The organism is Flavobacterium sp. LK-23 (assembly GCF_058135255.1).
Genome location: NZ_JBYUVT010000006.1, coordinates 30,395 through 46,422, shown reverse-complemented (window position 1 = coordinate 46,422; position 16,028 = coordinate 30,395). Strand labels below are relative to the sequence as shown.

Sequence of the window (16,028 nt, the reverse complement as noted above, 5' to 3'; positions counted from 1 at the left end):
TTATTTCAGCACAATTTAAAGAAATACTTTGCGAAGATCCTTCGACTTCGCTCAGGAAGACAAAACAGAACTTAAACTTTGTGTTCTTTGCAACAAAAAACTTTGCGACTTCGCGTCTTTGCGAGCAAAAATCTCCTGCGCACTTTGCGCAAACCTTAGCGTTCTTTGCGGTTAAAAAACTTCATGCCTTAGCGCCTTCGCGGCAAAAACAATAAATAAGAAAACTTTAATAAATCTATTATACGCCACTTCTTCAAAAATCATTAATTTTGAAATTCGAAGTTCAAAAACGAAATAATTATGAAATATCATCAAATAAACAGCGCTCTTTTTGTAAAAAACCGCAGAAAGTTCATGGCTGAAATGAAACCTAATTCGGTTGCTGTATTCAACTCAAACGACATTTACCCAGTTAGTGCCGATAGTACTTTACCGTTTGCTCAACACAGAGATATTTTTTACCTGAGTGGTGTAGATCAAGAAGAAAGCGTTTTGCTTTTGTTTCCAGATGCGCCTTATGAGCATCAGAGAGAAATTCTTTTCTTGAGAGAAACCAACGATCATATCGCAGTTTGGGAAGGTGAAAAATTGACTAAAGAACGTGCTTTTCAGGTTTCTGGAATTAGAACGGTTTATTGGTTACAGGATTTTCATAAAGTTTTGAACGAAATGATGACGTATGCCGATACGATGTACATCAATACAAACGAACATTACCGTGCGACTGTTGAAACAGAAACTCGCGAAGCTCGTTTTGTAAAATGGTGGAAAGAGCGTTATCCTGCACACAATGTTGCAAAAAGCAACCCAATTTTACAAAGACTTCGTTCTGTAAAGGAAAGCGAAGAAATCGATTTGATTCAGCATGCTTGTGATATTACAGAAAAGGGTTTCCGTAGATTATTAGGATTCGTAAAACCAAACGTTACAGAATACGAAATCGAAGCAGAATTAGCGCACGAATTCATCCGCAACCGTTCTAAAGGTTTTGCTTATACGCCAATTATCGCTTCTGGAAACAATGCAAATGTTTTACATTATATCGAAAACAACCAGCAATGTAAAGATGGAGATTTGATTTTGTTAGATGTTGCGGCTGAATATGCAAATTATTCAAGCGACATGACCAGAACAATTCCAGTTTCTGGACGTTTTACAGATCGCCAGAAAGCGGTTTATAATGCTGTTTTGAGAGTTAAAAACGAAGCAACAAAAATGCTTACACCTGGAACACTTTGGAAACAATATCATGTTGAAGTAGGTAAAATTATGACTTCTGAATTACTTGGTTTAGGCTTAATCGACAAAGCCGATGTTCAGAATGAAAATCCAGAATGGCCTGCTTACAAAAAATATTTCATGCACGGAACGTCTCACCACTTAGGTCTTGACACGCACGATTACGGATTGCTTCACGAACCAATGAAAGCAAATATGGTTTTCACGGTTGAGCCAGGAATTTACATTCCAGCTGAAAAATTCGGAATCCGTTTAGAAGACAACGTTGTGGTTCAGGAAAAAGGAGAACCTTTCAACTTAATGCGTAACATTCCTGTTGAAGCAGATGAGATTGAGACTTTGATGAATTCATAAATAAAAAAAGAGGCTGTCTAATATTTTTGGACAGCCTTTGTTTTATAAGTGTTTCTTTTTTAAGCCCCAGTGGAGCGAAATATTTATAGCCATTCAATCATATTGATGTAAAAGAGCTCCAGCGAAGCGACACATAATGTAAAAAAACATATGTCGTTCCACCGGAGCTTTTGTTTTGGCAATACATAAATTTCTATAAATATTTCGCTCCTCCGAAGCTGATCTTCCAAAACAAAAGAAACTAAAAATTCTCTAATCTTTGGGAAGTGACATCTAAAACCAATAAAAAAGCCCTTAATAAAATATTAAGGGCTTTTTAAATTATATAAATCGGTTAATTATCCGATTTTTGAGATTTGTACATCCAATTGGAATTTACCGTCAGCTTCATTTCCATTGATTAGATCAAAAAGCTCTAATGCTCTTCTTGCATTTTTCTCTTCTTCTCTTTGTTCTGCTACATACCACATCATGAAATCTTCTGTAGCGTAGTCATTTTCAGCTCTACATTTTGCAATCACTTTATTAATTGCCTGAGTAACTGCAATTTCGTTTTGCAAAGCAATTTCGAATACTTCTTTAAAAGAAGCAAATTCTTGCTGTACTTCTGGAACCGATGGCGTAATTGCAATCCCTCCCATATCTGTAATGAATTTGAAAATTTTTAGAAAATGCTCTCTTTCTTCTTCTGCTTGCTTATACAAATACGATGCTGTATTAGCATATCCGTTTCTATCTAGCCATGCTGCCATAGCTAAATATTTGTTAGAAGCATCACTTTCTAATTTTGCCTGTAAATTCAATATATTTTCTACACCTTCAACTAATGAAGTACGTGTTCTTAGTAAATCTTTCATAACCTTTAATTTTTATACGTGTAAAATTACAAAAATTAAAGAAGCAGATCGTAACCCCTTGAAAATTTGGATTTAATCTAAGTAAGAATCTAAATAAGCTCGACGTTTACCATATTGCAAAGCATAGAATGCAATGTAAGAGTAAATTTTGTTCCGTTTAATAAATCTCTTAACTGCACTATTTCGCAGATAGTAAGATTTCTAGAGAAATTTCTTTTGGTAGTTTCAATCAGCTGTGCATCTGATTGGTCAGATAAGTCGTAAAGCATGTCTAAAATGTCAACGCTATTAACCTTTCTTTGAAAAATCAAAAAATCATGAATTTTATAACTTGACACAGTATCAATAAAATTGATAATTATACTATTGGTCAAATCACATTGGTAACTGTATCCTTTTTCGGTCTCAAATAATACTTTGGTGGTCAAATCGCTAACTAATGACATTCTGATAAAATTATAACGATGCAAAAATATATAATTTAAGGCAAATAAACACGTAATTAAGACTAATTTAAAATAAGAAAATCATTTAAAGTTCTTAAAAACAGCCCAAGTGCGTTAAACACTGTAACATTCGACAGTATTTTTTGTCTAATTTTAAAAACAAATAACTAAGAAATCATGCAAGCACACGAAATAGATTATCAGATTTTTGGAGAAGAAATGCAGTATGTGGAAATAGAATTGGATCCACAAGAAATTGTAATTGCCGAAGCAGGCAGTTTTATGATGATGGAAAACAATATCCAGATGGAAACTATATTTGGAGACGGTTCACAACAACAGGGTTCGGGTTTATTTGGCAAACTTTTAAATGCAGGCAAAAGAGTTCTTACTGGCGAAAGCTTGTTTATGACTGCATTTTTAAATCAGGGTCATACCAAAAGTAAAGTTTCATTTGCATCACCATATCCTGGAAAAATTCTCCCAATTGATTTAACTCAATTTCAAGGTAAATTTATCTGTCAAAAAAGTTCTTTTTTATGCGCAGCTAAAGGCGTTTCTGTCGGAATTGAATTTTCTCAGAAATTAGGTCGCGGTTTATTTGGCGGTGAAGGTTTTATTATGCAGAAAATTGAAGGAGACGGAATGGCATTTGTACATTCTGGAGGAACAATGGCTAAAAAAGAATTAGCTCCTGGCGAAGTCTTAAAAGTAGATACAGGATGCATTATTGGTTTTACCAAAGATGTAGATTATGATATTGAATTTATTGGTGGCATTAAGAATTCTATTTTTGGTGGCGAAGGTTTATTTTATGCCACTTTAAAAGGTTCAGGAACAGTCTTTATACAATCTTTACCTTTCTCTAGATTAGCAGATCGCATTATTGCATCGGCACCACGATCTGGAGGAAACAGTCGTGATGAAGGAAGCCTACTTGGCGGACTAGGAAATCTTTTGGATGGTGATAACCGATTTTAATTTATAGAAATGGCTTCCATTTCTGAAAGCCATTTTTTATTATTTCACAAACTAAACAATGTTATAAATAATTTTATAACTCTTTTAAAGATTTCCCAATTAAATCAAGACATTATGATATTTTACTTCAGCTTTCTTAACTTTGTGCTTTCACAAAAAAAATGTTCATTTTGAAAACGATTTTATATAAAAATACTAAAATATCATACTCAGATTCTGGAATTGGAAACACAATAGTTTTACTTCACGGCTTTCTTGAAAACAAAAAAATGTGGTTAGAATATAATAATCTGTTTTCAGAAAAATATCGCGTTGTAGCAATCGACTTATTAGGTCATGGTGAATCTGATTGCTTAGGATATGTCCATAAAATGGAAGACAATGCAGGTGCTGTAAATGAAGTTTTAGAGCATTTGAATATTGAAAAAGCTACAATTGTCGGGCATTCAATGGGAGGTTATGTTGGTTTGGCTTTCGCCGAATTATATCCAGAAAAAATTCAGAAATTAGTTTTACTAAACTCCACTTCAAAAGAAGACAGCGCGGAGAAAAAATTAAACAGAGCCCGAGCCATTAAAGCTGTAAAACAAAATTATGTCAATTTTGTAAGTTTAGCGATTGCAAATTTATTCAGTGAAAACAACAGAATTCGATTAGCAGAAGAAATCGAAAAAGTAAAAACGGAAGCTTTAAAAACGCCTTTGCAGGGAATTATCGCTTCTCAGGAAGGAATGAAAATTAGAAAAGACAGAGAAGAACTGGTTCGCAAAAATTTATTTCCGATTTTATTGATATTAGGAAAAAAAGATCCTGTTTTAAATTACGAAGAAAGTCTTTCACAAATCGAAGATACGACAGCAGAATTGGTTTCTTTTGAAGACGGGCATATGAGCCAAATTGAAAACAAAGAAGCTCTGAAAACTATTTTACTAGATTTCTTCGAATAAAAAAGAAACTATCAAAATCAAAAAAGGCCATTTCTAACCTAGGGTTGAAATAGCCTTTTTCTCATTCTTGGGGGCAAATATCGTTATAACTTTGAAGTAATGTCTTTCTTGTATTTAGATAAAGTCGCTCTTGTTAATCCAAGATTTGCTTTAGTAGAATCTACCGCCAAGTAGATAAAATATCTTCCATCTTCAGAAACATCAATAATATGAATCTGATCTGTAAGGGTAATTAAAATATCATTAATTTTTTGATTTAATCCTAAAGCTCTAAGTGCATTTAATTTAGCTTTTACAACTTCTAAATTATAAGCCGAAGCCAATTCTGGATCAAAATCAGATTTTACTGTGAGAGAGCAGTAAGACATTCCTGTTTCAACTTCTGTAACCGAAACAGCGATAAATCCGTTAACATTCTCTTTTAAATCGTTTTGAAAATTTTGCAAAAAATCTGACATGTGTATTAAATTTTTGGTTTTAAATTAGTTGTTAAAAATAGAATCCATTCTTCTCAGCAATAGACCCATTTTACTTAAATCTTTAGAAAGCAACGCGATGCAATTATCATCTTGATTTTTGCTTGCTACAACAATTCCATCGTTATTTTTTATCATAACTTGTTTAAGATCTCCATTATTAACGTCTTCAGACATTTCTAGGCACATCTTTAAAATCATTCCGATCATTGCTGCAACATTCCCGTCGTATTCTAAATTAACAGACTCATTCAAGATTCCATCAATATTAAAACTTAGTCCAGACTCTGCGCCAGTCTCTTCTACTAGTGTTTGTAAATCAATCATTTTCTTATTTGTCATGTTTTTGGAAGCGCCAAAGATATTTTAATATTGGCAATTGCGCGATAAACACTTGTTAAAAAAAGATGTAGTATAACGTACTGACGCACTTTTATTTATCACTTAATTAATCCTATTTTTTTGCAAAAAATCTGCAAAAAAAATTAACATAAAAAGCAAATAATACTAAAAACATAACAATTCGCTTAACAAAACTCATTTCTAAAATTAACATTTGCAGATTATTGCATTTGACAAAAGTTTTTCTATAGATTTGCAAAAAAATTTAACAAAATGAAAACTGTTGACGAATTACGTTTTGACTTAAATGTAAAATTGGAGAAGTTTAGAAGATTTCGTATTGAAAACGGACACATTAACAACTCTACTTCTGGAGAAAAATCTAAAAAAGGTTTTTTCAAAAAAATATTCAGCTAAAAGCATCTAAAAAATTGCCGAATTTATCAGATAACCTTTCTGCATAAGTTCGGCTTTTTCATTGATTATATGCAACTTACCATCACTTAATATTCTTAAATCTGTTGCAATTTGTACAACATTTCTATAATTGTGATCTGTAACAATTATTCCTTTTTCTTGAGAATTTTCTTTAATTAATAAAGCTACAATATCTGCCATTTTAGGAGATAAACCACTAAATGGCTCATCTAATAATGTAAATTTTGATTGATTAGAAAGTATCAATTTAACCTGAAGATATCGCAATTCTCCAAAAGACAAATCCTTAATTTTTTGATTTAAAAGAGATTTTAAAAAATCATCTTCACAAACGAAACGTGCTTTTTGTTTATCGACAGATAACAAAATGGTTTGCAAAACCGAAAAATGATTTGGAATAAATTGGTTTTGATGTAGATAACCAATTTCATTTAACAAAGTAAAGGCGTTATTTTTTGAAATTCCGTTAACAAAAATACTTTTATTCAAAGCGGGCACTATTCCAAATATAATTTTTAACAAGGTAGATTTTCCAGAGCCATTTCTGCCAAACAAGCCCATTATTTGACCTGTTTCCAATTTCAAATAAATATCCGAAAGCAATAATTTATTATCAAAGCTTTTTTGAATTCCGCTTACTTCGAGGATATGTTTTTTCAAGCTATTTTGTGAATTAAAACCCAAATGGTTGCAGACAGAAATACAAAACCAAAATTTAGCAGAAAAGTATAAAACAAAAGCCTACTTTTTGAAAGACCATTGTTCCTATAAAACAAATATTCGTTTTGGCGATATATTTCTTTAAATCCAATACTTGAAACAAAACCTAGTGTAGCTATCATCAATAAAAAATGATTAAATCCGCCAAAAAGAAATGCAATGGCAGAAACGGCTAAATTCACGATCAAAGTCGTCTTATAAAATTCGAATATGTTTCTAAATTTCCTGATAAGATGTTCTAGATTTTTTCCTCAAAAGGAATATTAATATCTAAAATCTCCGCTAGCAAATTAGCAATTTCTTCCAAATAAGAATTCAAGATTTGAGGTGACACTATAACATCTAAATCCTTTTCTTCTTTAAAGCCAAAAGGCAAAAAACCCGATTTTAAATTTTTAAAGGATATAATTCCAACTTCTATCGGAAGTCCGCCTGCATGCTTTTCGAACATGAATGCATAAGCCAAAACCTGAATGATTTTATCATTTTTAAGCTCTTGTGTCAATCCATTCCAGGATTTCAATATAACATTAGACTTTTCTACTTTTCCCGTCTTATAATCGATAATTCGGATTTTCCCATCTCGACGTTCAATTCGATCGACATTTCCTTTAATCAAAACAGGAAATGGCAATTTTGGATGAACAAACTCGCGTTCAAAAGTCTGCTCTAAAGCAATTATCTGAATCGCTTCATCTTTTTTTACTGATTCCAATTCCATTCTCAAGAAATTAGCCACATTTCGTTTTGCGACTTCAAAAGCCAAAAGATTTCTCCCTTTCTTGATTTCACCTTCTTTATAAACCAACTTAAACTGCTTGAGAACTTCATCATCCAGCAATTTAAAACAATTTAAAAGATCGTTCTCAGAAATAAATTTTCCGATAAAAGGTTCATAAAGCGTTTTTAATGTTTCGTGAATAATTGTTCCTAAAGTATTCAAAGCAATATTTTCTTCCACTTCTTCCACTTCCCGAATTCTCAATATCTTCTGAAAATAAAACTCAATCGGATTTCGAATATAGCTCGTCAATGCTGAAGGCGAAAAACCATTTACAGCAATCTCCTTCAATCGCTCCATTACCAACTCAGACTTAGGAACAGAAATAGGCTCGTAAGCTGTATTGGGAAGATCAGGATTATAAATATCAAAAGTAATATTATGCTGCGGTTTCTTTTCGACTTCTAGTTGCGTAATAAAACGGCTTCGTTCTCCAGCATCCAATCCGTCATTTTCAGTATTATAAATCAAATAAATATTTTTAGCCCTCTGTAATAAGTGATAAAAATGATAAGTATAAATAGCATCCTTTTCCTTGAAAGTTGGAAGTCCAAGTTCTCTTTTTACATCATAAGGAATAAATGAATTCTGCGATTTTCCAGCTGGAAATTTACCTTCATTCATAGAAGTTATAATAACAGTATCGAAGTCCAAAACACGACTTTCCAAAACCCCCATGATCTGCAAACCTCGTAATGGCTCACCCTCAAAAGATACTTCCGCTAAATCTATAATCTGTTTGTAAATCGAATGCAGTGTATCTATATTATCGATATGAGGATGTTTAGAATAATAATTTATAAGCTTATTAATTACCTTAAAAACACCATAAACAAAAGCCTTTGCAATTTTTTCCTCTTCATTATCATTGCTAAAGTGATCTTTAATTGCGATCAACAAAGCCGAAATATTCTTTAAAACTGTAATAGAACCATTTTCCCATTTTTCAAACAACAAATTAAAAAAACTTAAAGACTCAGGATGAAGTTCTAAAATTTTCTGATGCGTAATAAAAGTATAATTATTCTCTTTTATTATTCTTACTAATCTATGTGCGTTCGCATAAGGCTCAACTAATGGATGCGTTAAAACATCAAGCACATCTTTATAATAAAACACATAACTGCTCCCCTTACGAGAAAGCGCATTGGTGTGCATTTTAAATAATTTGGCAACAAATATCTGCGACGGGTTATTTTTTCCAGAATATCCCATCGTAATATTTAATGCTCCAACAGATGAAGGAAGTGAGTATAAAACGGGAACCAATAAGTTTTCCTCACCTAGCACAACTGCAACTTTATCCAACGAAGCATCAGGATTTTGATCTATTAAATTTTCAATAATACTTCCTGCTAGTTTAGCCTGCCCAATTGTTTTTGGAGTTCCTATAATTTGAATGTTTTTTGACTGCGAAAAATCATCAACAATCCATTCAAAAATATTGGACTTATAATGTTTCCAACTTTCTTTAAATCGTCTTAAAAAAAGTCCCGCATCATGATATGGATCATTTAGAAAAGCCTGATCAGCATCCCAATAAATTCTAGCTTGATCTAAAGCTAGTAAATGCTGTACTATTTTTTCTTCGGCAGCATTCAGCGCATTGAAACCAGCAAAAATAAATGTGCGATTTCCAATAGTATTCGAAAAATGATTAAGATTATTTACTGCTTCTCTGTAAATCAAACCTTGATATCCAATTGACTTAAAAAGCAAATGATTGTACAACGACTCGTAGTACAATGGGAGCAACTTCCAGAAATCTATGTAGTTTTCAAGAAGCTTTGTTTTTTGATCTACTTCCAGCCCCCATCTTTTTATATCTTCAATATCTTTCAGATAAGACAGAACATGCGAAGGATCCAGAAGGTATCTGTCAATTTCATTAAAGTCTTGTAAAAGTGTTTTTGCCCAATTTGCAAACAGCTCAAAAGATTGTTGTTGTTTTTGTTCTGTAATAGATAAATAAACTTCATAAAATTCAAACAAAAGCTCTATCGAATCAACAGAACGAATTGAAGCTACATCTTGAACAAAATCTTCTATACTTGTAATCTCTGGAGCAATAATAGTTTTTGAAGTCTCTTTTTTAAGAGCTTCGATCAAAAAAACTTTTGCCCTTTTATTAGGAAGTATTATTGTTATTTCAGAAAGTTTGTCTGCAAAGTCCTCAATTACAACAGAGGCAATTTTTTGAAGAAAAGAAGTATTTACCATAGGATAAAAATAAAAAAAGCCATTCAATTAAGAATGGCTTTTCCTGTTTATTTAGAAAACTAATTATAGTTTACCTTGGTATTTAGAACCAATGTGTCTAATTTCAGTTCTTCTGTTTTGTGCTTTACCTGCAGCAGTTTTGTTACTTGCAACTGGTTGGCTAGATCCAAATCCTTTAGACTCTAAGTTCTCTGGGTTAACACCTCTTTGAACTAATGCATCTAACACAGCTTTAGCTCTGTCTTCAGAAAGTTTTTGGTTGATTTTAGCAGAACCTGTACTATCTGTGTGTCCTTCGATAGAGAATTTCGCGTTTGGATAGTTTTTAAGGATTTCTTTAATAGCATCTAATCTAGCTTGAGTTTCTTTGTCTCCAGTTTTGAAAGTAGCTTTTCCTGAGTTGAAGTATACCGCTCTAGCTTGAACTTTAAGATCTTCTAATGCCTCAGAAGTTACTTCTGGACATCCTCTGTTACTAGCTGGACCAGCAACTGTAGGACAATCGTCATCTTTATCAGCTACACCGTCTTTATCAGCATCTAAGAATGGGCAACCACCGTTTTCTTTAGGACCAGCAACTGTAGGACATTTGTCATCTTTATCAGCGATTCCGTCTCCGTCAGTATCAGGACAACCTTTTAAAGCAGCTAAACCAGCAACATCTGGACAAGCGTCATCTTTATCAGCAATTCCGTCTCCGTCAGTATCAGGACATCCGTTTAATGCAGCTAAACCAAATACATCTGGACAAGCATCAGAAGCATCAACGATTCCGTCACCGTCAGTATCAGGACATCCGTTGAATTGTTTTAAACCAGCAACATCTGGACAAGCATCGTCTTTGTCATAGATTCCGTCTCCGTCAGTATCTTTACCTCCGAATTTGAAAATTAAACCTGCAGTGTGTTGGAAGTGAGATGGAGTATCAATAACTCCATTACGATCATTTCTTCCTGGATTATCTCCTGAACCTGCAGAAACAGCCCATTTATATCTTGTAGCAAGCTCAAGACCAATTGCATCTGTAAACCAGAAAGTAATTCCAGCTCCTGGATTAACAGTTCCAAAACTGTCGTCTCCTAAGAAAGTGTAACCTCCACCAACAGATATCGAAGGATCAACTACTTTAGATTTGATTAATTCTTGGAAACTGTATTTGATAGTAGCATCAATTCCATAGTACATTAAATCACCAGGATTAGACACATAATTTCCTCTACCATCTACACCCGGGTGATTCCAATCAAAATAAACAGCTTTATCAATTTTGTTTACAGATCCTTGTAAACCAACTGACAAACCATGTCCAATGTATCTATTTACTCCAATGTAAGATAGAGAAGGAAGAATATTCCAGTTGTCTTTTACAGCGAATGGCTGAGAGAAGTGTTGATCAAAAAACCCATGACCAGCTCCTGAACTTGTTCTAGTATCCACAGCATTAACCCCGAAAGAGATCGCCCATGGATTGTTACTGTCTTGCGCGTGAGAACTTAAACCCATCGCCATCAATACAGCAACTAAAAGTTTGTTAAGATGTTTCATACTTAATTTTTTTAATTACAATTTAGTTAATTACAAGCAAAAGTAACACCAAATTTTTTAAATACAAAATGAAATGTTAAAAAAAACCTACAAAAATTTAACGTATGTGGTAATTATATAACTTTTAACATTTTACCGACAACTGTGAAGGCATTTATGGCTTTATCCAAGTGTTCTTTTTCGTGCGCTGCAGATAGTTGTACTCGTATTCTAGCCTTATCTTTTGGAACTACTGGAAAGAAAAACCCAATAACATAAATTCCTTGTTTCAAAAGTTCGTTTGCCATTGTTTGAGATAATTTTGCATCATACAACATAACAGGAACAATTGCAGAATCTCCATCAATAATATCAAATCCTGCTTTTTTCATACTTTCTTTAAAATAGTTAGTATTCCATTCTAGCTTATCACGAAGTGTAGTGTCTTTTTCTAACAACTCAAATACCTTTATTGAAGCCCCAACAATTGCAGGTGCCAATGAATTTGAAAACAAATAAGGTCTAGATCTCTGACGCAATAATTCGATTATTTCTTTCTTCGCAGTAGTGTATCCTCCCATTGCTCCTCCTAAGGCTTTACCAAGAGTTCCTGTAATAATATCTACTCTTCCCATTACCCCTTTTGCTTCAAGAGTTCCTTTTCCTGTTGCTCCAATAAAACCAGCCGCGTGACATTCATCTACCATAACCATTGCATCATATTTATCAGCAAGGTCACAGATTTTATCAAGTGGCGCTACAAGACCATCCATAGAAAAAACTCCATCAGTAACAATTAATTTAAAACGAGCTCCCGCTTCATTTGCTTTTATTAATTGCTGCTCCAAATCTTCCATGTTATTATTTTCATAACGATAGCGAGCTGCTTTACACAAACGAACACCATCTATAATAGAAGCGTGATTTAAGCTGTCTGAAATAATTGCGTCATTTTCTCCTAATAAAGGTTCGAACACCCCTCCATTTGCATCAAAAGCAGCTGCATACAAAATAGTATCTTCTGTACCATAAAAATCAGCAATTTTTTTCTCTAATGTTTTATGAATATCTTGTGTTCCACAAATGAAACGAACAGAAGACATTCCGAAACCATGTGTATCCATTGCATCTTTAGCAGCCTGTACAACTTCTGGATGAGAAGAAAGCCCTAAATAATTATTAGCACAAAAGTTCAACACTGTTTCACCTGTCGAAATTGTAATTTCTGCACCTTGAGGAGACGTTATAATACGTTCCTTTTTAAAAATTCCATTTTCCTCAATGGTCTGCAATTCCTTTTGCAGATGTTCTTTTATTTTACCGTACATTTTATATTTATTTAAAACGTTAAAAATTAACAGCTTAACAAAAATAAAGCTTCGTTTTTCTTTAACATCTGATTAATTTTTTCACAAATTTACCACTTCAATTTCGGTTCCTATATACACTAATGCCTTTTTTAGAACCGTGTATCCTAAATCTTCAATTGCATCTTGATACTCCTGAATTTGCTGCTGATATTTTGCATTAACAGCTCCAGTTTTATAATCCAATAAATAGGCTTGTTTATTTTCTAAAAACACAACTCTATCTGGCTTTAAAATCCTTCCTTCTTTCTGCACAATGGTCTGTTCATTCAGAACCCTATCTTTTCCATCAAAACAAATATTCAATTCGGGGTGATTGACAATTTCTTTTAGAGTTTTCGAAACCTGATCTACTTGGTCGTACGTTATTAAACCATTCTCGATAGATTTTGTTACAGCCAAATCAACATCTGATTTATCTTTCACATAAGCCAGAATCTCATGAACAATATTTCCATATGAAATAGCTTCCTGCTGATGCGTTCCCCACATTAAAGCTTCGCGTTGCGCGATTTTAATATTTTTCGGATTTAAAACCTCTCTCACAATAGGAATTGACTTGACTGTATTTACCGTTCTTGTATTTTTTGACAACCTGGTTTTATTTCCAAACTCGTAATTCAATTTTTCTTCGTCATAAACCCCTTCATTGATCAAGAATTTAATAAAAAAAGAAGCCATATTATTCGGATATTCGCCATCGCTTTTAGCTTTTAACGATTGAGAAATCACATATAACTGTTCTTCAGCACGAGTTAACGCAACATATAGTACATTTATATTATCTAAAAGCTCTTCTTGTTTTTTCAAATTGAAAACTGCCGAAGCGCTTTCGCCAAAACCCTCAACAGCACTGCTATTATCGACCAACGCTTTTGGAACTCCCAAATCGATTTCTTCCGTATCTAGCCATAACTTATCTTTTGGTTTTCTATTATAATCTTCATCTGCAAAAGGCATAATTACAACCGGAAACTCTAATCCTTTAGATTTATGAATGGTCATAATACGAACTGCATTATTTCCTTCTGGAGACGGGATACTAAATTTCTCGGAATTTTTATCCCAGAAAATCAAAAAGTCTGCAACTCCAGATTGATTTCGAATGTCTCTTTCTAAAACAATATCTAGAAAAAACTGTACATAAGCATTTCCTTCCGATGGAAGAATAAATTTAGAAATGATGATTTCTACCGCTTCATACAAAGATTTCTTTCGCACATCTTCAAATGAAAAAGAAACATCAAAAGTCATAAGCCATTCTTCAAATTCTTTTTCAAATCTTTGACTCATTCCCAATGCGATGAAATCATGCACGGGCATTGACAAATCTTTTGTTGAAGAAAGAAAATGCAAAAAGTTGGCTTTCGACTCTAAATCAGCACTATTGTTTAAATATCTCAAAAGATGAATTATCAAACGAACTTCTGATGCATTTTGAATCATTAATGTCTCTGAAGAAAGAAGCGGAACACCTTGTTCTGTCAAATAATTTGCGACCGCAATTCCTTGATCTCTTTTTCTGGTCAGGATTACAATATCTTTATATTCAAAACCTTGTTTAACTACTTCTCGAATTGTATTTAAAGTCGCTAAAACATACAAATCAGATTTCTCCAAAACCTCTTCCTCATCTATAGATTCATTTTTCTCAGCAATCGGAAGAAAAGAAATATTTACATAACCGCCTTTTTTTGAATTCGTATTTTGAAAACTGTGATTTTCATATAAATCCTTATAATCTTCATTTGTAAATTCAGCCGAAATCAATTTAAAAAAAGCATTATTGAATTCAATAACTTCACTATAGCTTCTATAGTTGGTATCTAAATGCTTTACTATTTTTTCATGATGAAAAAAAGCGACCTCTTCTTTACTTAATTCGATAAATTGTTCCGCTTTTCCTCCGCGCCAGCGATAAATAGATTGTTTTGGATCTCCAACAATCATCAAAGTTCCTTTATTTCCGTAATCATCTAGACCAGAAAGCGAATTATCAATAAGCGGAATCAAGTTCTGCCATTGCATTTCTGAAGTATCCTGAAATTCATCGATAAAGAAATTGCGATAGCGCTCACCCAAACGTTCATAGATAAAAGGCGCTGGCTGATTCTGAATTTCACGATGAATGATTGCATTGAATTCTGAAATCGATAAGATATTTTGTTCTGACTGAATTTTTGCAAGCTCGTTACTCACAGTATTCAGCAAAGAAAGCGGTGTTATATTTTTTAAAAAAGCTTTATAGAAATCTCTCTTTTCAAAGTTTTGATAAACCTCTTTTAATATTTGAAGCAATTCTGGAATAATATTTTCAATTAACGCTCGGTCTTTTGCCGTTTTGTTAATCGCAATATCATCAAACTCATGAAAGGTCTTATTTTTTGGATTGAATTTTCCATCTCGAATACTTTGCAAATGATTTGGAAAAGTTCCTCTTGAAAATGATTTTGGATCAATTCCGTTTTTATCAATCAATTCAATTGCTTTCGTTGCAAGACCTTCATTTACATCTTCCAGATCTTTGCAGAGCCCTTGCATCTTCTTTTTAATCTCAACAAACTCTTCAATTGTTTTATCTTGAAAATGAAGAATCTCATTTCGATTGTTTTCATTTAAAACCAACCTTCCGGTTTCCAGAATTTCACGAGAAACATCCCAACTTTTGTCATCATCAGTTTTTTCCATTGTAAAATCGATGAGCAGTTTGGTCAATGTTTCGTCTTCTCCAGCTTGGGCGATAATAGCATCAACAGCTTCAACCAATAAATTTTCGGTATCCAAAGTAACTTCAAAAGTCATCGGAAGATTCAAATCATGAGCAAAAGCACGAATAACTTTATGGGTAAATTTATCAATGGTAGAAATATCAAAAGCGGCATAATTATGAATTAAGTGCTTAATGATTTGCTGCGATTTGGTTTTAATTTTAATAATCGAAAGTCCAGTATCGCGCGATAAGTCTTCCATCAAATCGGCAGCTTTGGGAGACGGGTCGTCTTTTGCAAATTCAGAGAGATTTCCAACAATACGGCTTTTCATTTCATGAACCGCTTTGTTGGTAAAAGTAATAGCTAAAATATTTCGGTACGCATCGTTTTTTGGAGAAGAAAGAATAATCTTTAAATATTCTTTTACCAAAGTATACGTCTTTCCTGATCCCGCAGAAGCATCATAAATGGAAAAAGACGGACTTTGCATAAGTTTAGTTTTAGTATTGTAAAAATAGCACAATTAAATATTAAATCCCAATAATGAAAAATTCCAAATTCCAATTTTTGAAGCACTAATTGCGAACAAAAATTGGAATTTGGAATTTTTTATATTGTATTTTTA

Annotated in this window: 13 protein-coding genes; 4 read left to right on the top strand and 9 right to left on the bottom strand. The window is 33.1% G+C overall.

The genetic code is table 11. The annotated features are described in order from the left end of the window. Window positions 1–300 precede the first annotated feature (300 nt). Window positions 301–1,593, top strand: coding sequence for an aminopeptidase P family protein (locus AC3Y25_RS11295; RefSeq protein ID WP_250834926.1), 1,293 nt, complete (start codon window positions 301–303; stop codon window positions 1,591–1,593). Window positions 1,594–1,931: 338 nt separating this feature from the next. Here AC3Y25_RS11295 and AC3Y25_RS11290 read toward each other — a convergent pair whose 3' ends face one another. Both AC3Y25_RS11290 and AC3Y25_RS11285 read right to left on the bottom strand, forming a co-directional pair. Beyond that, on the bottom strand, window positions 1,932–2,450 hold the full coding sequence (locus tag AC3Y25_RS11290) for a ferritin (protein WP_095928386.1): 519 nt from the start codon (window positions 2,448–2,450) through the stop codon (window positions 1,932–1,934). A gap of 89 nt (window positions 2,451–2,539) precedes the next feature. After that, window positions 2,540–2,896, bottom strand: coding sequence for a hypothetical protein (locus tag AC3Y25_RS11285; protein WP_489902821.1), 357 nt, complete (start codon window positions 2,894–2,896; stop codon window positions 2,540–2,542). 177 nt (window positions 2,897–3,073) lie between these two features. Here AC3Y25_RS11285 and AC3Y25_RS11280 point away from each other — a divergent pair, with 177 nt between their 5' ends. Both AC3Y25_RS11280 and AC3Y25_RS11275 read left to right on the top strand, forming a co-directional pair. Further along, complete coding sequence (locus AC3Y25_RS11280; protein ID WP_489902820.1) at window positions 3,074–3,877, top strand: TIGR00266 family protein; 804 nt, start codon at window positions 3,074–3,076, stop codon at window positions 3,875–3,877. A 170-nt stretch (window positions 3,878–4,047) separates the two neighbouring features. After that, window positions 4,048–4,824, top strand: coding sequence for an alpha/beta fold hydrolase (locus AC3Y25_RS11275; protein WP_489902819.1), 777 nt, complete (start codon window positions 4,048–4,050; stop codon window positions 4,822–4,824). 83 nt (window positions 4,825–4,907) lie between these two features. Here AC3Y25_RS11275 and AC3Y25_RS11270 read toward each other — a convergent pair whose 3' ends face one another. Together AC3Y25_RS11270 and AC3Y25_RS11265 are read right to left on the bottom strand one after the other, a co-directional pair. Beyond that, window positions 4,908–5,282: a hypothetical protein gene (locus AC3Y25_RS11270; RefSeq protein ID WP_095928390.1), complete on the bottom strand. Its 375-nt coding sequence runs from the start codon at window positions 5,280–5,282 to the stop codon at window positions 4,908–4,910. Between the two features lie 24 nt (window positions 5,283–5,306). Further along, window positions 5,307–5,642, bottom strand: a complete 336-nt coding sequence (locus AC3Y25_RS11265; protein ID WP_248728557.1) for a roadblock/LC7 domain-containing protein — start codon at window positions 5,640–5,642, stop codon at window positions 5,307–5,309. 273 nt (window positions 5,643–5,915) lie between these two features. Here AC3Y25_RS11265 and AC3Y25_RS11260 point away from each other — a divergent pair, with 273 nt between their 5' ends. Further along, complete coding sequence (locus AC3Y25_RS11260) at window positions 5,916–6,059, top strand: hypothetical protein (protein WP_248728558.1); 144 nt, start codon at window positions 5,916–5,918, stop codon at window positions 6,057–6,059. Between the two features lie 6 nt (window positions 6,060–6,065). Here the strand turns inward: AC3Y25_RS11260 and AC3Y25_RS11255 are convergent, their stop codons facing one another. The 5 genes from AC3Y25_RS11255 to AC3Y25_RS11235 all read right to left on the bottom strand — a co-directional run bounded on the left by AC3Y25_RS11255 (window position 6,066) and on the right by AC3Y25_RS11235 (window position 15,893). Continuing rightward, a complete protein-coding gene (locus AC3Y25_RS11255) occupies window positions 6,066–6,740 on the bottom strand; it encodes an ATP-binding cassette domain-containing protein (RefSeq protein ID WP_489902818.1) in 675 nt (224 codons plus the stop codon). Window positions 6,741–7,038: 298 nt separating this feature from the next. Next, window positions 7,039–9,801: a PD-(D/E)XK nuclease family protein gene (locus tag AC3Y25_RS11250; RefSeq protein WP_489902817.1), complete on the bottom strand. Its 2,763-nt coding sequence runs from the start codon at window positions 9,799–9,801 to the stop codon at window positions 7,039–7,041. A gap of 63 nt (window positions 9,802–9,864) precedes the next feature. After that, window positions 9,865–11,346, bottom strand: coding sequence for an OmpA family protein (locus tag AC3Y25_RS11245; protein WP_489902816.1), 1,482 nt, complete (start codon window positions 11,344–11,346; stop codon window positions 9,865–9,867). Window positions 11,347–11,459: 113 nt separating this feature from the next. Beyond that, window positions 11,460–12,653: a glycine C-acetyltransferase gene (kbl, locus tag AC3Y25_RS11240; RefSeq protein WP_489902815.1), complete on the bottom strand. Its 1,194-nt coding sequence runs from the start codon at window positions 12,651–12,653 to the stop codon at window positions 11,460–11,462. A gap of 81 nt (window positions 12,654–12,734) precedes the next feature. After that, a complete protein-coding gene (locus AC3Y25_RS11235) occupies window positions 12,735–15,893 on the bottom strand; it encodes a UvrD-helicase domain-containing protein (RefSeq protein WP_489902814.1) in 3,159 nt (1,052 codons plus the stop codon). Window positions 15,894–16,028 lie beyond the last annotated feature (135 nt).

Coding starts and splice junctions, on each gene's coding strand:
- AC3Y25_RS11285 (WP_489902821.1), bottom strand. CDS start 2,896: ATGTCATTAGTTAGCGATTTGACCACCAAAGTATTATTTGAGACCGAA.
- AC3Y25_RS11235 (WP_489902814.1), bottom strand. CDS start 15,893: ATGCAAAGTCCGTCTTTTTCCATTTATGATGCTTCTGCGGGATCAGGA.
- AC3Y25_RS11265 (WP_248728557.1), bottom strand. CDS start 5,642: ATGACAAATAAGAAAATGATTGATTTACAAACACTAGTAGAAGAGACT.
- AC3Y25_RS11245 (WP_489902816.1), bottom strand. CDS start 11,346: ATGAAACATCTTAACAAACTTTTAGTTGCTGTATTGATGGCGATGGGT.
- AC3Y25_RS11290 (WP_095928386.1), bottom strand. CDS start 2,450: ATGAAAGATTTACTAAGAACACGTACTTCATTAGTTGAAGGTGTAGAA.
- AC3Y25_RS11250 (WP_489902817.1), bottom strand. CDS start 9,801: ATGGTAAATACTTCTTTTCTTCAAAAAATTGCCTCTGTTGTAATTGAG.
- AC3Y25_RS11295 (WP_250834926.1), top strand. CDS start 301: ATGAAATATCATCAAATAAACAGCGCTCTTTTTGTAAAAAACCGCAGA.
- kbl (WP_489902815.1), bottom strand. CDS start 12,653: ATGTACGGTAAAATAAAAGAACATCTGCAAAAGGAATTGCAGACCATT.
- AC3Y25_RS11270 (WP_095928390.1), bottom strand. CDS start 5,282: ATGTCAGATTTTTTGCAAAATTTTCAAAACGATTTAAAAGAGAATGTT.
- AC3Y25_RS11260 (WP_248728558.1), top strand. CDS start 5,916: ATGAAAACTGTTGACGAATTACGTTTTGACTTAAATGTAAAATTGGAG.
- AC3Y25_RS11280 (WP_489902820.1), top strand. CDS start 3,074: ATGCAAGCACACGAAATAGATTATCAGATTTTTGGAGAAGAAATGCAG.